The following is an 18,520-nucleotide window of genomic DNA, read 5'->3' on the forward strand; positions in this document are numbered from 1 at the left end:
ACCTTGTTACAAGGTTGTTCTTTTATTGGGAAGACGTAACAGGATTTGATTATTAGCAAGGGAGTCGGTGAACTTGGCTAAACAGACGGCGAAGCCGCAAGGCAGCAACAAAAGTTCAAAGAAGAAACGATTCAGCGTTCGTAAGTTTTTATTCGGCACAGTCATTGCTGCAATCTTGGCAGTTATTTGCGCGATGGGTGTCTATCTTGTCATCATTATGAGCGGATATCGCATTTTGGAGCAAAATATCGATAAAATTAATACGACAGCTGAGTCAACACTCATTTATGCCCAGGAAAATGGCAAAGATGTGGAGATATCCAAAATTTACAAAAGCGGCCAAAACCGCGAAAGCGTGAGCATCAAAGACGTGCCTGAGCGTCTGCAGCAAGCGTTCATCGCGACTGAGGACCGCAGGTTTGAGCAGCATGCCGGCGTTGATTTTTGGGCTATCGGCCGTGCGCTTGTGACGGACGTCATGCATATGAGTGCTGTCGAGGGCGGCAGTACGATTACGCAGCAGCTCGCGAAGAACGTTTTTCTGAGCTCGGAGAAGACAGCCTTCCGTAAAGGTACGGAGATGGCGATCGCGTTTGCATTGGATGAGAAGTATACCAAAGACGAAATTATGGAAAAATATTTAAATCGCATTTTTTTCGGCAGTAATGCGGATGGCATTAAAGCTGCTGCCAAAGTGTATTTCGGCAAATCGAATTTGAATGATCTCAAGCTGTGGGAGATGGCCACGCTGGCCGCGTTGCCGAAGGCGCCTTCCCGCTATTCGCCGTTGGCGAATCCAGATTTGTCCAAAGAACGCCGCGGGGTCGTCTTGAAGCTGATGGCGGACCAGGGCTACATTACGGAAGCGGAGCGTGCGGAAGCGGCTGCTGTGGACTACGTGCCGCCGGCTTCGGCGCAGAACACGAAAGATTATGCGACATTCGTCGATTATGTGGTGAATGAAGCGGAAGACATGTACGGCATCAACGAAGATGAGCTGATGACCAAAGGCTACCGCATTTACACGACAATGAATCCGAAAGCGCAGAAGACGCTCGAGCAAACGTATACCAATGCCAGTTTGTTCCAGAAAGATGCAGCCGACGGTCAAAAGATCCAGAGTTCGATGGTCATCATCGATAATAAGACCGGCGGTCTGGTCGCCATGATTGGCGGGCGGGATTATCAAGCGAGAGGCTTTAGCCGCGTGTATTCGAAGCGCCAGCCAGGCTCTTCGTTCAAGCCGATTGCCGTCTACGGTCCCGCGCTGGAAAGCGGCAACTATACGCCGTACTCGTTGCTGGACGACACGCAGACTTCGTTTGCCAACGGCACGTACTCACCTCGCAACTTTGACCGTACGACCCATGGTCAAGTGACGATGTTTGAAGCCGTGAAGAAGTCTTACAACCTGGCGCCGGTATGGCTGCTGGATCAAATGGGGCCGAAGGCGGGCATCGATTTTGCTGCGAAGCTCGGGATTAAGCTGAACGCACAGAAGGACCGCAACCTGGCGATTGCGTTAGGGGGACTTACCGATGGCGTGTCGCCGCTTGATATGGCTACGGCTTACACGGCTTTTGCCAATCAAGGGGTGCAAAATAAAACGCATGCGATCTTGAAAATCACCGATACGCAAGGGAAAGAAATCGAGTCTTATAAGCCGGAGAAGAAGCAAGTGATCAGCCCGAAAACGGCTTATTACATGACCCTTCTGCTGCAAGGTGTTACAGACACCGGCGGTACAGGAACGAAAGCGAAGTTCAACCGTCCGGTAGCCGGCAAAACGGGAACAACAGGTTTGGATATCAAAGGAATCGAGAAGTATGATCGCGACGTATGGTTTGTCGGCTATACACCGGAATGGACAGCTGCCGTTTGGGAAGGCTTTGATAAAGTCGATGCCAAGCATTATGTCACTATTGGTAGTGGAAGCCCGTCGGCGATATTCAAAGAAGTGATGTCGAAATCGTTGGAAGGCGTGCCGGTCACCAACTTTGCAAAACCTGACAGTGTGCCTGAACCAACGCAACCGCCAAGCGGTATTTCCGATTTGGCAGCGGTGTATGTACCGGAAACAAAGTCAGTCAAATTGAACTGGTCGAGCCAAGGCGATAAAGTTGCGTATAAGTTGTATCGCAAAGGTGCTAAGGAAACCGAAGCGAAATTGCTCATTCAAGCGCAAAATACGGAAGTTAATGATACGACGGTGAACAGTGGCGAGACGTATCAATATTATGTCGTTCCGGTCAATTTGGATTCAAACCAGGACGGCGCCCAATCCAATGTCGTTAATGTTGACATTCCGAAGGACGATGCACTGGCATCACCAACACCGTCAGGTTCGCCGTCTCCGTCGCCAGGGGTGCCGGGCAAAGATTCGATGTCCCCGTCGCCGTCACCAGGCACGAAGCCAACGCCAGGCAATACGGGTAAACCGGGGGATGGGAAAGGTTCGCAGACTCCTGGCGGAACGGGAGGCAGCCCAAGTCCAGGCCAGAACCCGGGGCAAAGCCCGAGTCCGGGTACACCCCCGGACAATAAACCTGCACAGGGCAATCCGGGCCAGACGACAGGTGGCAAGGACGCTGGTGCAGGGGCTACGCAGGGCGCTCTAAGTCCAACAGACGCACTAAGCAATCTGCAGCCGATAACGAATACGCAGTAAATGCAAACATAGCCATGGAGGATGATTTTGACAATGAACTGGAAACGTACGAAGTTCTTACCTTTAACCTTGATCGCACTAACAGTACTCGTATCCGCATGTGGCAATAAACCGTCGCAAAACGCCGGCGGAACAGCGACACCGTCAGCTGCAGCATCGACTGCACCAACATCGACAGCAGCAGCTTCACCAGCGGCTTCGGCGAATGCGCCAAAGCAGTGGAGCAAAGCGCCGGATATGACGATTGATTCGAACAAAACGTATCAGGCGGAAGTGACAACGTCCAAGGGATCGTTCACGATCGATCTTTTTGCCAAAGATGCACCGAAGACGGTGAACAACTTTGTGTTTTTGTCCAAAGAGGGCTTCTACAACAACATCACGTTCCATCGAATTATCAAAACATTCATGATTCAAACCGGCGACCCGCTCGGAACGGGCATGGGGGGACCGGGCTACAAATTTGCCGATGAGCTTTCTTCCGTTCATAAATATGAGCCGGGCATCGTCGCCATGGCGAATGCGGGTCCGAATACGAACGGCAGCCAATTTTTCATTTGTTCAGGGGCTGATTGTGCGTCTTTGAACAAAATACCTAATTATACCATTTTCGGAAAAGTAGAAGATGCAGGCATGGAGACGATTTCGAAAATCGCCGATACGCCGGTCCAAATGAATCCGAATGGCGGCGACTCTTCACCGAGTATGCCAAAAGAAAAAGTGACGATCACCTCCATCACGATTAAAGAAAAATGAAACAGCCATGTCTGATGTTCCACGGCTTCACCGGCGGGCCCTTCGAGGTCGAGCCGCTGGCCAGCTATTTGCTGGAGCGCGGGCATGCCTCTGACGTGCCGCAGCTGCCGTGGCATGGCGAAGATGCGCATGAGCTGCGCGCCGCCCGCTGGCAAGATTGGGTGCAGACAGCTGAGCAGCATGCAGACCGGATGGCCCGGCAGTACGGTTCGTTCGACCTCGTCGGCTTCTCGATGGGCGGCCTCTTAGCCGCCTATTTGGCCGTCCGCTATCCGGTACGCCGGCTCGTCCTGCTGAACACGGCTGTCATCTATGTCAGTCCAGCCCGTTTTGTGCAAGTCGTCCGCGAGGGTTGGCGTAACCAGGATCAAGACTATTTGCATAAGGCGCGGAATACGCCGTTGAGCGCAACTTGGCAGTTTACGCGGCTGGTGCGGCATTTGAAGCCGGAAATCAGCAAAGTGACCATCCCGACGTTCGTTGCTCAAGCGGAGCGGGATCATGTTATTCACCCGCAAAGCGCGCGTTATATCTACAGCAAGCTTGGTGGTCCGCGCGAGCTGCATTGGTACTCGAAGTCCAAGCATTTGATTTGTCATAGCGAAGACGCGGCATCTTTATTCGAACAGGTCGGCCGCTTCCTGGAGGAGGAATAGGAGGGGATGAAGATGAAGCTTCAATCGACAGTGAACCGGAATCAGCGTCCGGCCTCTCGTAAACCGAAGTCGAAGGACTCGGCTTTAAGCAGGAGCGGGCGATGGATTGCGGCATGGAGACGGGTTCTCAACCTACTGTTGATCATGCTTTTGCTCGTATTGGGCTGGGTCATCTATATCCAGTGGAAAGTGCAGAGCCCGCCGAAGATGGCATTGCCCGACCATGCGGACGTCGGCATCGTGCTTGGCGCTTCGCTGCGCAACGATATTCCGAGCCCAGGGCTTCAGGAACGGTTGGATTTGGCACTGCAGTTATATAAACAGGGTAAATTCAAAACCTTGATTGTTTCCGGCGGACTCGACCATAACGGATCGAAGCTAACGGAAGCGGAAGGCATGCGCAATTATTTGATGCAAAATGGGGTCCCGCAGCAGCAGATCCTATTGGAACCGCGGGCCACTAGCACGTATGAGAATTTGCTGTTCAGCAAGCAAATTATGGACAAACGCGGGCTTGTCAGCTCGATTATCGTGACGCACCAATTCCACAGCTCCCGCTCGCTGGATATCGCGAAGACGGTTGGTTTGCAGGCGCCGCTCGTCTCCTCCACGGCCTCTGAAGTGCTGTTCATGCCTTATCACGAAGCGCGTGAAACTCTTGCCTATATGAAGTGGGAATGGACGAAGCTGCTGTTAAAGGCTGGTGTATAACAAAAGAGCTGTACTCTTGTTTGAATCCGTATCGGATTCAACAGGGTACAGCTCTTCTTTGCTAGTAGCACCTAGCCGTTCACAATCGTCCCGCCGTTCACATGCAGGATCTGACCTGCCATGTACGACGAGTCCTCGCTAGCGAGAAAGACGTAGCTGGGGGCGAGCTCCTTGGGCTGGCCGGCACGCTTCATCGGCGTATCCGAGCCGAAAACCGCCACTTCCTGTTCGGTAAAAGTGGAAGGGATGAGCGGCGTCCAGATCGGCCCCGGTGCGACGCCGTTGACGCGGATGCCGCGCGGATTGAGCTGCAGCGAGAGCGAGCGCGTGAAGGCGACGATGGCGCCTTTGGTTGCTGAATAATCAATCAGCTGTTCATGGCCGTGATAAGCGGTGATCGAAGCCGTATTGATGATCGCGCTGCCTTGTTTGAGATGCGGAAGCGCGGCTTGCGTCAAATAAAATAGCGAGAATAAATTTGTCTTGAAGGTCCGCTCCAGCTGCTGCTGCGTAATTTTCTCAATGCTGGCCTGCGGATGCTGCTCGGCCGCGTTGTTGACAAGAATATCCAGCTTGCCGAATTGCTGGACGGTTTGCTCGATCACCTGCTTGCAGAAGTTGGCATCGCCGATGTCGCCGGCGACATGCAGACACTTGCGCCCTTCCGCTTCAACGAGCTTGTGCGTCTCCTCAGCGTCGCTATGCTCATTCAAATAGACGATTGCCACGTCCGCGCCTTCCTTCGCATAAGCGATGGCTACCGCCCGGCCGATGCCGCTGTCGCCACCGGTAATGAGCGCGACTTTGTCCTTCAGCTTGCCGGCCGGCTTATACTTCTCGTCTGCGAAGACAGGACGAGGGTTCATCTGCGATTCAATGCCTGGCTGTTGATTCTGGTGCTGGGCGGGAAACACCGGTTTTTGCTGGGTAGCTGTTGCCATGAAAAAGCTCCTTTCATCCTTTCAGCGTTCTCTGTTAGGATGGTGCAGGGAGCTGCAAATCATACTTTTATCCGGTAATGATAGCTAAAAAGCGGTTTATAACCCAATTTTTCATATAAGGTGATAGCCGGTATGTTATCAATGATGACTTGAAGGTATTGCCGGGTTGCGCCGTGTTGCATGCTCCAGTCGGTCATCTCCTGCATCAACACATAGCCGAGCCCTTGACCGCGGCAGGATGCTTCCACAATCACATTGACAAAACCGGCCCAGTCATGCTCGACAATGACTGTGGCTGCAGCGATTGGTAGCCCGTTTTTTTGCAGCAAGATCATGCCTTTGGGCTCCGGCATGCGTTCCAGCAAGCCCGTGTAGAAAGCTTTGCGAGCTAGGGGATATTGCTCCAGTTGCAAGAAGTGATCGACCCAATCGGTATCAGCGCTGGATGTCCATATCACCTCAATATCCTGCTTAGGCTTACCATGAAGCGCAGTAGTCGCTCGATTCAGCACCTCCTGGCTGTCCGCTACCATGATTTGACAAGGCGTATCCATGGCATAGCCATTGGCAGCCAACAGTTCATCCAAGCCCTCGGGCGCAGCACCGCCAATATGAAAAGCCGGCTGCAGCTGCTCCGCCTTATAGTACTGCTCAATCTTTTGCAGCCAATCGGGATCCCGGGGATAGTCCCCGACGGCGAACACGCTGTTCGCCCGTTTGGTCACGCCGCCTGATGCGCGCAGCAGCCAACGATCGATAACGTTTGTTCGTTCCGCAGGCCAAGTGCGGGCTGCAATTTCATCTAGTTCCCTCCAAAACTCACGACTGATGTCCATGTTAAGCTCTCCAATCCCAGTGAATGATATAAATAAATATACAAAATAATGAATAATAATACAATGCTCTCAAGTGGAAAAACGTAGGCGAATCAGGTAAGCTATATGCATGTACATACCATAAAGAATTTGCTGCATCAAGGGGTGAACCGTTTGGAAATTCACATTCGCCGGGCGCAAGCTGAGGATTACGAGCCTGTGAATGCCCTCATTCGCATCGGCCAGGAAGAGCATGCCGCTGCGCTCCCGCATATTTTCGCCCGTTTGGATCGGGTAGTCGCCATGGGCTGGTACCGCAGCTTTTCGGATCAACAGAACAAAGTGATCCTTGTGGCCGAAGCGGGATCCACACTCGTTGGCGCCGCCATGCTGGAGATCAAAAAAAGTCAGCCGTATGATGCACTCATCCCCCGTACCTATGCGTACCTGAACGAACTGGCGGTGGATCCGGCCTATCAGCGCCGAGGCATAGGCACACGGCTCCATCAAGCTTCCACAGAATGGGCGAAAGAGCGGGGCGCTACTTCCCTGGAGTTAAATGTCTGGGCGTTTAACGAGCGTGCCATCGCTTTCTATCAATCCTTGGGCATGTCGACGCTCAATCTGACCATGTCGGCCCCCTTATCTTAGAAGGAGACAAGATCATGCTATTTATCGATAACGAACAGATTACCGATCCCAGAATCAATCTGGCGATTGAGGAGTATGCTTTACGGCATTTGCCGGCCGGTGAAAGCTATTTGCTTTTCTATATCAATGAACCGTCCATTATAATAGGAAAGAATCAGAATACAATTGAAGAAATTAATCCGGAATATGTAAAATCGCAAGGACTGCACGTTGTGCGCCGGCTATCTGGCGGCGGAGCGGTGTACCATGATTTGGGCAATTTGAATTTCAGTTTTATTACGGAAGACGATGGGAATTCATTTCATAATTTTCAAAAGTTTACGCAGCCTGTGGTCGAAGCTTTGCACAAGCTAGGCGTGGAGGCTGTCTTGTCGGGACGTAATGACCTGCAGATCGGTGAGCGAAAAATTTCCGGTAACGCTCAATTCTCAACGAAGGGCAGAATGTTCAGCCATGGCACATTGCTGTTTGCTTCTGAAATCGAGAATGTCGTCTCCGCGTTGAAAGTTAATCCTGACAAAATCCAGTCTAAAGGCATTAAATCGATTCGCAGCCGTGTGGCGAACATAACGGAATTTTTGCGGGAACCGATTACGATTGAACAATTCCGGACGAAGTTGTTGGAATCTATATTCGGCACGACGATAGAGCAGGTTCCTAGATATAAGCTGACAGAAGAAGATTGGCGCCGTATTCATGAGCTGTCGAAGGAGCGTTATCAGAGCTGGGACTGGAATTATGGCAGATCGCCGAAGAGCACTGTGCAAAACTCCAAGCGCTTCGAAGGCGTCGGTACGCTGGATGCGCGTTTGGATATTGAAGAAGGCTACATGAAACATGTGAAAATTTTCGGGGACTTTTTCGGTGCATCTGATGTTAGCGAGTTGGAGGAACAGCTGCAAGGTGTGCGTTATGAAGAGACGGCAATTCGCGAGCGGCTGGCTGGGATCGAGATGCGAAAATATTTTGGGGCATTAACGATCGATGATTTTGTTCATTTGTTGATGTTAACTTTATAGTGGATGGAGAGGAATGGTGCCGATGACGAAGTTGTACTTCATCCGCCATGGGGAAACGGAATGGAATGTCGAGCGCCGCATGCAAGGCCATGCGGATTCGCCGCTGTCGGCGAACGGGAAGCAGCAGGCACAGTGGCTGGCTGAAGCGCTTAAAGATGTGCCGTTCGACCTCATCTGTGCCAGCAGCAGCGGCCGTACGCTGCAAACCGCAGCGATTGTGAAAGGCAGCAGGGAGCTGCCGGTCATCGCATCCGACCAGTGGCGCGAGATGAACCTAGGGGCCTGGGAGGGCCGGATTTCAAGCGAGATCGAGCAGTTGGAGCCGGAGCTTTATTATGCCTTTTGGAATGAACCTGAGCAATATTCGCCGCGTATAGGCGAGACTTACGCCGATTTGCAGCGCAGGGTGCTGCCGGCGCTGGAGCAGCTCGTCCAAGAGCACGCCGGCAAAACGATCTGTTTGATCTCGCATACGGTCACGTTGAAAGTAATTATGGCTCATCTGGAGAACAGAGCGCTTGCTGATTTGTGGAAACCGCCATATTTTCATCCGACATGCCTCAGTGTGGTGGAGTGGATGGATGAGCAGCCGCATATCGTGCTGCATGCGGATACGTCGCATTTTCGCGAGGGGGAGCCGCCGGGGCGATAAGCTGGATTTCCCGGGAAAGCGCAGGATTTGACAAGTTATGCAAGAATCAGGACGTGGAGGCGAAGGCATTTATGAACACATATGATGGCAAAGTAGTTGTCATCACGGGAGCCGGACAAGGGATCGGCAGAACGCTGGCGATCACCTATGCCCAGCAAGGCGCTGCCGTGATGCTGCTGGACAAGAACGAAACTTCCTTGCAAAGTACTTGGGAGCAGCTAAGTTCGGCAGATGCCGGGCACAAGCGGTATACCGTAGATTTAAGCCAGACTGAGGATATTATTAACGCCATGAACGATATTCAGAAGAACGCCGGCCGAATCGATGTGCTGATTAATAATGCAGGGCTTGGCGTCTGGAAGTCGCCTTATGAGATTACAATCGAGGAATGGGATTACGTGCTGGGTACGAATCTTCGAGGTACCTTTCTCTGTGCGCGCGAAGCGGCCAAAATTATGCGAACGCATGGCGGTGGCGCGATCGTGAACATCTCGTCCACGCGGGCGCTTATGTCCGAGCCGAATTCCGAAGCTTACGCCGCTTCCAAAGGCGGCATTTTATCATTGACACATGCGCTGGCGGTCTCCTTGGGACCGGATCATATTACGGTCAATGCTATTTGTCCGGGATGGATTGAGAACGGGGATTACAGTAAGCTTCGCGCGGAAGATCACACCCAGCATCCGGCGCAGCGCGTCGGCAAGCCGGAGGACATCGCTCGCGCGTGCCTGTATTTGACCGACCCTGCGAATGATTTTGTAACAGGAACTCAAATGACGGTTGATGGCGGGATGACGCGCAAGATGATGTACATTGAATAAGTAGCAATATCACCGTCAGACAGCTAATGGGTCTAAATTGCATCGTTCGTGCGTAGGATGGATTGATACTATCCAACTACTTGAACGAGGTGATCCTCATGAGTGGTCGAAGCCTGCCATCGAGACAAATCAACATTGTATTGCGGCAGCCGGAGTCCCACGCCTCGCCGCTGGCTGACACCGAACCACAATTATTAGGAAAGCGTACACCGCAGGATGGCCCGTTATCTGACATTTTTAAAGAGCTGAATCATATGATCGGCCTTGATAATGTGAAAGAATTGGTGCACGAAATCTATGCGCTGCTGCAAATTTCCCATTTTCGCACGGAAGCAGGTCTGTCCAGCAACTCGCATGTGTACCATATGATTTTTAAAGGCAGTCCAGGTACAGGCAAAACGACCGTCGCCCGTCTAATGGGACGGATGTTTCATGCAATGGGCGTGCTCAGCAAAGGCCACTTTATCGAGGTGGAACGGGCCGATCTCGTCGGCGAGTATATTGGACATACGGCGCTGAAGACGCGCGAATTAATCAAGAAAGCGATGGGCGGCATTCTATTTATTGATGAAGCGTACAGTCTGGCGCGGGGCGGCGATAAAGATTTTGGCAAAGAATCGATCGATGCGCTGGTCAAAGGCATGGAAGATAAGAAAAATGATTTCATTTTAATCTTAGCCGGTTATAGTGAAGAAATGGAGCAGTTTCTGGCGACAAACCCCGGCCTGCCCTCCAGATTTCCGATCCAAGTTGAATTTGAGGATTATCATATCGATCAACTGATTCAGATTACCGAGTTGATGGCAAAAGAGCGTGAATATGTCCTGCTCCCGCATACGATTGCCAAATTGAAGCAGCATCTGACGGAGGAGAAAGCTGTCACTTGGCGGGCGTTCAGCAATGCCAGGTACGTGCGGAATCTGCTCGAGAAGTCGATGCGGCATCAAGCCGTACGGTTGCTCAGTCAATATACGAGCTCCCCATCCAAGGCGGAACTCATGTCCATACGTCCTGAAGATTTGAAAATTAAATAAGCACACGAAGTAAAACAAGCTGTTCACCATCAGGGTGGGCAGCTTTTTCTTTTTTTTGTCATTGACAGTTAAAAGGATTGGAGTAAAATTAACAGAGTAATAAATGATAATGATAATGATTATCACTATTGATAAATGCGGTTAATTTTGAACAAGGAATGGTGACATTAATGCGTAAAATCGTTCAAATCCTATGCCTCGCCGGGCTCCTGCTGCTCGTATTTCCCCTGGCGGCATTTGCAAAAGGCGAGATTGACTTGAAACAGGCGGATGCCGGCATCCAGCAGGCGATTCAAATGGCCGAGAGCGGCAAGCTGGAGGATGCGGTCAAGCAATTCGACACGTTCCAGGCATCGTGGCTCTCCTATGAAGATGGCATCAAGGAAACGTCGCTAGCAGCGTATCAGAAGATTGAGCAAGCGATGGGGGAAGTTGCCTTCGCCTCGCTGAAGCAGCCGATTGACCAAGCGAAGCTGGTCGATGCTTTAAAACAGCTGCATGCGCTGAATGAAAGCTATGTGGCCGGCAAGCTCGACGTGTTCGGGCAAGTCACGCATCAAACGGAGAAGGTCACGATCCAGTCGCTGGTGAGTCTGCTGGAGCAAGCTCAAGGGCAGCTCAAGCAAAACGATATCGCCGGCGCGACCGCCAGCATCCAAACACTGCGCAGCTCCTGGCTGGATATTGAAGGCATCGTGCTGACGCAGTCTTCGGCGGTCTATACGTCCATGGAGCGCGATATGGTGACCGCCTACGCACAGCTTTCCGCGGATAAGCCGCAAGTGAATGAAGCTGCGGGAACGATCGATCGCATGCGTGAATCGTTAGCTCCGCTCGCTGGCAAGAGCAGCTATACGATGCTCGATGCTACTACGATTTTGCTCCGGGAAGGACTTGAAGCGCTGTTGGTCGTCATTGCTTTGCTGGGCTTCTTAAACAAAGCAGGGCACAGCGATAAAAAGGCCTGGATCTGGTACGGCGTCGGCGGCGGATTGGCGGTCAGCCTGGTGCTCGGCATCATCGTGCAGATGCTGTTCTCCACCAGCGCGTTCGGCAATAACAACTTCTTGATTGCCGGATGTACAGGCATTTTCGCAGCTGTCATGCTGGCTTATATGAGCTACTGGCTGCACTCCAAATCGAGCATCAGCAATTGGCAAAAGTACATACGCGATCAAAGCGTCAAAGCGCTGGCGACAGGCAGCTTGTTCTCGCTTAGCTTGCTTGCTTTCCTTGCGGTATTCAGAGAAGGCACGGAGACTGTTCTCTTCATGATCGGTATGGCTTCCTCCATCTCACTCGGCTCTTTGCTCGGCGGGATCGGCATCGGTGTGGGGCTGTTGATCGTCATTGCCTTTTTGATCTTGAAAATCGGCTTGCGCATCCCGATGCGTCCGTTCTTCCTGATTTCCAGTATCTTTGTGTTCTATTTATGCTTCAAATTTGCAGGCATGGGCGTTCACGGCTTGCAGCTGGCCGGTTATTTGCCGGCGACGACAGCTTCGTGGCTGCCTAGCTGGGACTTCCTCGCACTGTATCCGACACTCGAGAGTGCCATTCCGCAATTCCTGCTGCTGGTGTTTGCACTGGTTGCCGTGCTCATGGATGGAATGAAATCGAGGCAAATCAGCAAAGCGAATCTTTCGTTAAAATAATCGAAGTTGGGGGATTTACACATCATGGGAGATAAAATGAATCGACGGGCTTTTCTTGGTTATACAGCCGCAGGTGCAGCGGGTCTCGTGCTTGGGGATTTGATCGGCAAAGCGGAGAAGGCGGGTTCTGTCAGCACCCAAGTACGAACAGAATCATCCCCTAAGGCTGGCGAACGGGTATCGTTTTATGGTGCTCACCAGGCAGGAGTTGTGACTCCGCAGCAAAATTGCGCCAATGTCGCCGCCTTCGATGTGACGACGGACAACAGAAGCGAATTGCAGCAGCTGCTTCGCACATGGACGGAAATGGCAGCTGCGCTGATGGATGGACAGCCGCTGGCGGCAGAACCGCAGGACGCGAAATTTCCGCCGAAAGATACGGGCGAGCAGATGGGGCTCGATACTGGGAAATTGACGCTGACATTTGCGGTTGGCGCGAGTTTATTTGAGAAGGACGGGAACGACCGATTCGGTCTACGTGCACGCAAGCCGGCTGGGTTCACGCTGATGCCGAAGTTCCACTTGGATTCGTTGCAGGAGCAGCTGACGCATGGCGATTTGATCGTTCAGGCGTGCGCTGATGATCCGATGATCTGCTTTCATGCGATTCGCAACTTAGCGATTGCCGCTCGCGGTGTCGCCCATTTAAGATGGCAGCAAACCGGTCAATTAGGCGTTAAGTCGGAAGGCACCAAGCGCAATTTATTCGGCTTCAAAGACGGCACCAATAACCCGCAGCTGAGCGATGAGAGTTTTATGAACAACAATATCTGGGTTGGCGCTTCGGACGGTGCTCCATGGCTGGCAGGAGGTACTTATATGGTCGTTCGGCGCATCCAGATGCGCATCGAGACTTGGGATCAGCAGACGTTTGCCGCCCAGGAAGGCATCATTGGCCGCCAGAAAGTGTCCGGTGCCCCGCTCGATGGCAAACAGGAGTTTGACCAACCTAACTTTGGCGCGGATCCTGGGGGGAAACAGACGCCGCTCGATTCCCATATCCGCTTGTCCAACCCGCGGACAGGGGAGAATTCGGAACGCGAGCGAATTCTCCGCAGAGGGTACAATTTCATGGAAAACCTGGATAGCGTAGGCCGTATAAATGCCGGGTTATTGTTTGTCTGCTTCAACCGGAACCTCCAGACCCAGTTTGAATCTATCCAAAAGAGGCTGGCGAATCCGAAACAGCTGGATCAGCTGATGAAATACACCGACACGACAGGCGGCGGCTACTTTGCCGTATTGCCGGGCGTGCAGGCCAAAGGCGCGTATTTAGGGCAAAGCTTATTCGCGTAAATGGCACTGTTTTTGTGTACCGAAAGACCGTCAGGTCTTTCGGTTTTTTGCGTTCAGTCTGATTATTTCGATATAATCGATCTTTCCCGCCTTGCCAAATTGACTTTCCCTTTCATTTCCTCCACAATGATGGTGGGTTTGCTTGCAGAGCCCCAAAGTTGTTGTAGAAGTGAGGGGGAATATCAATGAAAGTTCATTCACATACGGTTGAAAGTGAAATTCAGGACCGCGCCGTGCTCGTCAGCCTGATTACACAGAAGCAAAAGAAAAATGAAAAGCTCGCCGAATATTCGCTGCAGGAACTCGTCAAGCTTGCCGAAACGGCCCATGTGGAAGTTTTGGAAACGATGACGCAAAATAAAGAAACAGCCGATTCCAAATGGTTTATCGGGAAAGGCAAAGTGGAAGAGCTCAAATTAAAAATTGAAGAGCTTGGCGCCAACACCGCTATTTTCGATCAAGAGCTGTCCGGTGCACAGGTGCGCAACCTCGAGGCAGCGCTGGATGTCAAAATTATTGACAGGACTCAGCTTATCCTTGACATTTTCGCTCAACGCGCGAAAACCCGCGAGGGGATCATTCAAGTAGAGCTTGCCCAGCTCAGCTATCTCCTGCCACGGCTATCCGGACAAGGGAAAAACTTGTCCCGTCTCGGAGGTGGGATCGGTACGCGCGGTCCGGGGGAATCGAAGCTGGAGACAGACCGCCGGCATATTCGCGGCCGTATAGACGAGCTGAAGTCGCAATTGGAAGAGGTTGTGCGGCATCGCAATTTGCATCGTGAACGGCGGAAAAAGACGGGCGTCTTCCAAGTCGCCTTAGTCGGCTACACGAACGCCGGCAAGTCGACATTGCTGAAGCAGCTGACGCAGGCGGATGTCTACGTGGAGAACCAACTGTTCGCCACCTTGGATCCGACATCGCGCACGATGGAGCTGCCGAGCGGCAAGGAAATCGTGTTGACGGATACGGTTGGCTTCATCCAGAATCTCCCGCATGATCTGGTTGCTGCATTCCGCGCGACACTGGAGGAGGCGAACGAGGCCGATCTGATTCTGCATGTCGTGGACAGCTCCACAGAGATGCGCAGTGAGCAAATGGAGGTCGTTGCTGACGTGCTGGAAGAGCTGGGCGCCCATCAGAAGGAGATGCTCACTGTCTTTAACAAAATTGACCTTTGCTCGGAGCAAGAGGTACAAATGCTGACAACGGAAGGTGACTTCCTGAAGATCAGCGCATATCAAGAGAACGATTTGGAACGGCTTCGCTTGGCGGTTCAAGAGAAGCTGATGGGCGAGAACAAACGCTTCCGCATCCCTGCAGACAAAGGTGACATGATCTCGCTCGTTTACCGCATTGGCGATGTGCTGGAGAACGAAGTGGAAGGCGAAGATATGCTGTTCCAAGTTCGTGTCAACAAAGACGATTATGCTAAAATGGGCTATTTGTTAGCGGCTTATGATGAGCAGCGCTCGCAGCAAGAAGGACAGCATGACAGAGGAGAGAATTATTAATTATGCAATTCGGGGAAAAGATTATGAAGTTGATGGAAAGCGCTGAACGCACTGCGGAAAGCGCTTTTCGCCAGATTGAACGAACGATTGACCACAATCAATGGAAAGTAATCGCGGCTTTTCAGAAACATAAGGTCAGCGATTATCATTTCGCTGCTTCGACGGGCTATGGCTACAATGACCGCGGCCGTGAAGTGCTCGATCTGGTCTATGCTGATGCGCTTGGCGCTGAGGCTGCGCTGGTGCGACCTCACTTCGTCTCAGGGACACATACGATCGGCACCGCCTTGTTCGGCGTGCTTCGCCCAGGCGAACATTTACTTTACATTACGGGTAAGCCTTATGATACCCTGCATAAAGTGATCGGCAAGCCGGGCGACGGCACCGGCTCGCTGCAGGATTGGGGCATCGCTTACAGCGAGGTGCCCCTGACGGAGGAAGGCGCGCCGGATTATCCGGCGATCGCGGCGGCGATGCAGCCGAACACGAAGGTGATCGGCATTCAACGCTCGCGCGGTTACTCGTGGCGGCCGTCGTTCACGACTGAACAAATCGGCGAGATGGTCCGATTTGTGAAGGAGATCAACCCCGCAGTGATCGTCTTCGTTGATAACTGCTATGGGGAGTTCACCGAGCCGGTAGAGCCGACGCAAGTCGGCGTCGATCTGATGGCAGGCTCGCTGATCAAGAACCCCGGCGGCGGCATCGCTCCGTCCGGGGGTTATATTGCCGGGCGGCGCGATCTTGTCGAGCTCGCCGCCTACCGGTTGACCGCCCCGGGCATCGGGGGCGAGGTTGGCGCCATGCTCGGCGCGACGCGGAGCATGTTCCAAGGGCTGTTCCTTGCCCCGCATCTCGTGGGACAAGCGGTCAAAGGCTCGGTCTTCGCCGCGGCGGTGTTCGAAGAGCTTGGGTTCGAGAGCCATCCGCGCTGGCAAGACCCGCGGACGGACTTGATTCAGGCGATCCGCTTCACGTCCGCGGAGCACCTGATCACGTTCGTGCAGGGCATCCAGCGGGCCGCCGCCGTCGACGCGCACGTCGTGCCGGAGCCGTGGGATATGCCCGGCTATGAGCACCCTGTCATTATGGCCGCAGGCACATTCATCCAGGGTGGCAGCCTGGAGCTGTCCGCCGATGCGCCGATCCGCGAACCGTATATCGCCTACATGCAAGGGGGGTTGACGTATTCCCATTGCAAGTTAGGGGTGTTAACGGCAATCCAACATATGGCGGATAAAGGACTTATTTAACAAAAGGACTGTAAACAAACCTAACACTCCTTGACACGTTTTTGTAACGAAGGTACAATAAGAGTGAGGTACTTACTGACCAGGAGTGATTTGCATGAGCGATGAAATACGTAGGAATATGGCGTTATTCCCGATTGGTATTGTCATGAAGCTTACGGATTTAACTGCACGTCAGATCCGTTACTATGAACAACATGAGCTGATTATACCGGCGAGAACGTCAGGGAACCAAAGGCTATACTCATTTAATGACGTCGAGAGATTGCTCGAAATTAAAGATCTGATTGAAAAAGGCGTAAACATTGCTGGCATTAAGCAGGTGCTGCTGCCCGTTGACAAAGATTCCGAAGACGCAACTGTTATTAATGAGCACACGGAAGTTAAACGCAAAGAGCTTACGGATTCACAGCTTCACAAGATGCTGAAACAGCAATTGATAGGCGGGGGCAAGCGCCCTGGGCAAGTCTCGCTGATTCAAGGCGAGCTGTCGCGATTTTTTCATAAGTAAGCGTTTCTAAATAGAGAGGAGAATGTTAATGAGTCATACTATTTTTACCAAAGAAGACATTCTGCGCATCGCTAAGGAAGAAAACGTACGTTTCATCCGCTTGCAGTTCACTGACCTGATGGGTAGTGTCAAAAATGTTGAAATCCCTTTCAGTCAGCTGGAAAAAGCTTTGGATAATAAAATGATGTTCGACGGTTCTTCGATCGAGGGTTATGTGCGAATTGAAGAATCGGATATGTATTTGTATCCTGATTTGGATACTTGGGTTATTTTCCCTTGGGTCACAGAAGGCAAAGTTGCCCGCTTAATCTGCGACATTTATTTGCCGGATGGGCGCCCATTCCCTGGGGATCCGCGCGGCATTTTGAAGAGCGCCTTGAAGCAAGCGGAGGAGATGGGCTTTACGGCGATGAACGTAGGTCCTGAGCCGGAGTTTTTCTTGTTCAAAACCGATGAGAAGGGCAATCCGACGACGGAACTGAACGATCAAGGCGGTTACTTCGACCTTGCACCAATGGACCTCGGCGAGAATTGCCGCCGTGATATCGTGTTGACACTGGAAGAGATGGGCTTCGAGATCGAAGCATCCCATCATGAAGTTGCGCCAGGCCAACATGAGATCGATTTTAAATATGCGGACGCGTTGAAAGCTGCTGACCAGATCCAAACGTTCAAATTGGTCGTTAAAACGGTTGCCAGACAGCACGGCCTTCATGCGACTTTTATGCCGAAGCCGATGTTCGGCATGAACGGTTCCGGTATGCACTGCCACCAATCGCTGTTCAAAGGCGAGGAGAATGCGTTCTATGAAGAAAGCGATAAATTAGGCTTAAGCCAGACGGCGAGACATTATATGGCAGGCGTATTGCGTCATGCTCGCGCTTTTGCGGCGATCACGAACCCTACCGTTAACTCGTATAAGCGTCTGGTTCCTGGCTACGAAGCGCCTTGCTACGTGGCATGGTCGGCCAGCAACCGTTCGCCGATGATCCGTATTCCGGCTTCCCGCGGCTTGAGCACACGCGTTGAAGTGCGTAACCCGGATCCGGCCGCGAATCCTTATTTGGCGCTAGCGGTGATGCTTGCTGCAGGTTTGGATGGCATCAAGAACAAAATGCAGCTGCCTCCTCCGACGGACCGTAACATCTACGTGATGTCTGAAGAAGAGCGCGAAGAGCAAGGGATCCCGAGCTTGCCGCTGAACTTGAAGCAGGCGCTTGACGAATTGATCCGCAACGATGTCATTTGCGAAGCGCTTGGCGATCACGCGCTGGCGCATTTCTACGAGCTTAAAGAGATCGAGTACGACATGTACCGGACGCAAGTTCACCAATGGGAACGCGATCAGTATTTGTCTCTATATTAATAGACGAACCCTTCACGTTGTTGGCGTGGAGGGTTTTGTTTCATGTTCCGCTGCAGTTGGGCAAAATCTGACTACAGCAGCTCCTCGCACGAGTTCAGCCTCTCTAAATAGGGGCAACCCCTATCTGGCACACTCAGCGCAATAGCCTCTCTGAGCTCATGCCGCATTTCTAGCTTAAACTATAGGAATATGATATATTGATGG

At 52.2% G+C, this 18,520-nt stretch carries 17 protein-coding genes; 15 read left to right on the forward strand and 2 right to left on the reverse strand.

From position 1 onward, the window contains the following. The first annotated feature begins 73 nt into the window (after nucleotides 1–73). The 4 genes from O9139_RS05790 to O9139_RS05805 are packed head-to-tail and all read left to right on the forward strand — an operon-like array spanning nucleotide 74 to nucleotide 4,791. On the forward strand, nucleotides 74–2,668 hold the full coding sequence (locus tag O9139_RS05790; protein WP_270878511.1) for a transglycosylase domain-containing protein: 2,595 nt from the start codon (nucleotides 74–76) through the stop codon (nucleotides 2,666–2,668). A 33-nt stretch (nucleotides 2,669–2,701) separates the two neighbouring features. Then, nucleotides 2,702–3,424: a peptidylprolyl isomerase gene (locus tag O9139_RS05795; protein WP_270878512.1), complete on the forward strand. Its 723-nt coding sequence runs from the start codon at nucleotides 2,702–2,704 to the stop codon at nucleotides 3,422–3,424. Further along, on the forward strand, nucleotides 3,421–4,080 hold the full coding sequence (locus O9139_RS05800; RefSeq protein ID WP_270878513.1) for an alpha/beta hydrolase: 660 nt from the start codon (nucleotides 3,421–3,423) through the stop codon (nucleotides 4,078–4,080). The genes O9139_RS05795 and O9139_RS05800 overlap by 4 nt, the downstream gene beginning before the upstream one ends. A gap of 12 nt (nucleotides 4,081–4,092) precedes the next feature. Continuing rightward, a complete protein-coding gene (locus tag O9139_RS05805; RefSeq protein ID WP_270878514.1) occupies nucleotides 4,093–4,791 on the forward strand; it encodes a YdcF family protein in 699 nt (232 codons plus the stop codon). 71 nt (nucleotides 4,792–4,862) lie between these two features. Here the strand turns inward: O9139_RS05805 and O9139_RS05810 are convergent, their stop codons facing one another. Next, complete coding sequence (locus tag O9139_RS05810; protein WP_270878515.1) at nucleotides 4,863–5,732, reverse strand: SDR family oxidoreductase; 870 nt, start codon at nucleotides 5,730–5,732, stop codon at nucleotides 4,863–4,865. A gap of 59 nt (nucleotides 5,733–5,791) precedes the next feature. Then, nucleotides 5,792–6,568 (reverse strand): GNAT family N-acetyltransferase, encoded by a 777-nt coding sequence (locus tag O9139_RS05815; RefSeq protein ID WP_270878516.1) that lies wholly within the window; start codon nucleotides 6,566–6,568, stop codon nucleotides 5,792–5,794. A 153-nt stretch (nucleotides 6,569–6,721) separates the two neighbouring features. On the opposite strand from O9139_RS05815, the gene O9139_RS05820 reads away from it, so the two are divergent. The 11 genes from O9139_RS05820 to glnA all read left to right on the forward strand — a co-directional run bounded on the left by O9139_RS05820 (nucleotide 6,722) and on the right by glnA (nucleotide 18,316). After that, nucleotides 6,722–7,198 (forward strand): GNAT family N-acetyltransferase, encoded by a 477-nt coding sequence (locus tag O9139_RS05820; RefSeq protein ID WP_270878517.1) that lies wholly within the window; start codon nucleotides 6,722–6,724, stop codon nucleotides 7,196–7,198. A gap of 14 nt (nucleotides 7,199–7,212) precedes the next feature. Further along, nucleotides 7,213–8,217 (forward strand): lipoate--protein ligase, encoded by a 1,005-nt coding sequence (locus O9139_RS05825; RefSeq protein ID WP_270878518.1) that lies wholly within the window; start codon nucleotides 7,213–7,215, stop codon nucleotides 8,215–8,217. A gap of 22 nt (nucleotides 8,218–8,239) precedes the next feature. Next, nucleotides 8,240–8,869 carry a histidine phosphatase family protein gene (locus O9139_RS05830; protein ID WP_270878519.1) on the forward strand — a complete coding sequence of 210 codons (630 nt, stop codon included), beginning with the start codon at nucleotides 8,240–8,242 and terminating at the stop codon, nucleotides 8,867–8,869. 71 nt (nucleotides 8,870–8,940) lie between these two features. Continuing rightward, nucleotides 8,941–9,690: an SDR family NAD(P)-dependent oxidoreductase gene (locus tag O9139_RS05835; protein WP_270878520.1), complete on the forward strand. Its 750-nt coding sequence runs from the start codon at nucleotides 8,941–8,943 to the stop codon at nucleotides 9,688–9,690. A gap of 98 nt (nucleotides 9,691–9,788) precedes the next feature. Then, nucleotides 9,789–10,724: an AAA family ATPase gene (locus O9139_RS05840; protein ID WP_270878521.1), complete on the forward strand. Its 936-nt coding sequence runs from the start codon at nucleotides 9,789–9,791 to the stop codon at nucleotides 10,722–10,724. A gap of 170 nt (nucleotides 10,725–10,894) precedes the next feature. After that, entirely contained in the window at nucleotides 10,895–12,379 is a 1,485-nt protein-coding gene (locus O9139_RS05845) for an FTR1 family iron permease (RefSeq protein WP_270878522.1), read from the forward strand. 24 nt (nucleotides 12,380–12,403) lie between these two features. Further along, nucleotides 12,404–13,675 carry an iron uptake transporter deferrochelatase/peroxidase subunit gene (gene efeB, locus O9139_RS05850; protein WP_270878523.1) on the forward strand — a complete coding sequence of 424 codons (1,272 nt, stop codon included), beginning with the start codon at nucleotides 12,404–12,406 and terminating at the stop codon, nucleotides 13,673–13,675. Between the two features lie 185 nt (nucleotides 13,676–13,860). Continuing rightward, a complete protein-coding gene (gene hflX / locus O9139_RS05855; protein WP_270878524.1) occupies nucleotides 13,861–15,189 on the forward strand; it encodes a GTPase HflX in 1,329 nt (442 codons plus the stop codon). A gap of 23 nt (nucleotides 15,190–15,212) precedes the next feature. Beyond that, nucleotides 15,213–16,442, forward strand: coding sequence for a methionine gamma-lyase family protein (locus O9139_RS05860; protein ID WP_270878525.1), 1,230 nt, complete (start codon nucleotides 15,213–15,215; stop codon nucleotides 16,440–16,442). Between the two features lie 94 nt (nucleotides 16,443–16,536). Further along, on the forward strand, nucleotides 16,537–16,950 hold the full coding sequence (locus O9139_RS05865; RefSeq protein ID WP_270878526.1) for a MerR family transcriptional regulator: 414 nt from the start codon (nucleotides 16,537–16,539) through the stop codon (nucleotides 16,948–16,950). 28 nt (nucleotides 16,951–16,978) lie between these two features. Then, complete coding sequence (glnA, locus tag O9139_RS05870; protein WP_270878527.1) at nucleotides 16,979–18,316, forward strand: type I glutamate--ammonia ligase; 1,338 nt, start codon at nucleotides 16,979–16,981, stop codon at nucleotides 18,314–18,316. Nucleotides 18,317–18,520: the final 204 nt, after the last annotated feature.

The organism is Paenibacillus aestuarii (assembly GCF_027789125.1).
GTDB lineage: Bacteria > Bacillota > Bacilli > Paenibacillales > NBRC-103111 > Paenibacillus_E > Paenibacillus_E aestuarii.

Excerpts from the sequence above, each read along its gene's own strand:
- O9139_RS05830 (WP_270878519.1), top strand. The coding sequence starts at position 8,240 with ATGACGAAGTTGTACTTCATCCGCCATGGGGAAACGGAATGGAATGTC.
- O9139_RS05795 (WP_270878512.1), top strand. The coding sequence starts at position 2,702 with ATGAACTGGAAACGTACGAAGTTCTTACCTTTAACCTTGATCGCACTA.
- O9139_RS05825 (WP_270878518.1), top strand. The coding sequence starts at position 7,213 with ATGCTATTTATCGATAACGAACAGATTACCGATCCCAGAATCAATCTG.
- O9139_RS05815 (WP_270878516.1), bottom strand. The coding sequence starts at position 6,568 with ATGGACATCAGTCGTGAGTTTTGGAGGGAACTAGATGAAATTGCAGCC.
- O9139_RS05805 (WP_270878514.1), top strand. The coding sequence starts at position 4,093 with ATGAAGCTTCAATCGACAGTGAACCGGAATCAGCGTCCGGCCTCTCGT.
- O9139_RS05835 (WP_270878520.1), top strand. The coding sequence starts at position 8,941 with ATGAACACATATGATGGCAAAGTAGTTGTCATCACGGGAGCCGGACAA.
- O9139_RS05800 (WP_270878513.1), top strand. The coding sequence starts at position 3,421 with ATGAAACAGCCATGTCTGATGTTCCACGGCTTCACCGGCGGGCCCTTC.
- O9139_RS05860 (WP_270878525.1), top strand. The coding sequence starts at position 15,213 with ATGAAGTTGATGGAAAGCGCTGAACGCACTGCGGAAAGCGCTTTTCGC.
- O9139_RS05840 (WP_270878521.1), top strand. The coding sequence starts at position 9,789 with ATGAGTGGTCGAAGCCTGCCATCGAGACAAATCAACATTGTATTGCGG.
- O9139_RS05810 (WP_270878515.1), bottom strand. The coding sequence starts at position 5,732 with ATGGCAACAGCTACCCAGCAAAAACCGGTGTTTCCCGCCCAGCACCAG.
- glnA (WP_270878527.1), top strand. The coding sequence starts at position 16,979 with ATGAGTCATACTATTTTTACCAAAGAAGACATTCTGCGCATCGCTAAG.
- hflX (WP_270878524.1), top strand. The coding sequence starts at position 13,861 with ATGAAAGTTCATTCACATACGGTTGAAAGTGAAATTCAGGACCGCGCC.
- O9139_RS05865 (WP_270878526.1), top strand. The coding sequence starts at position 16,537 with ATGAGCGATGAAATACGTAGGAATATGGCGTTATTCCCGATTGGTATT.
- efeB (WP_270878523.1), top strand. The coding sequence starts at position 12,404 with ATGGGAGATAAAATGAATCGACGGGCTTTTCTTGGTTATACAGCCGCA.
- O9139_RS05845 (WP_270878522.1), top strand. The coding sequence starts at position 10,895 with ATGCGTAAAATCGTTCAAATCCTATGCCTCGCCGGGCTCCTGCTGCTC.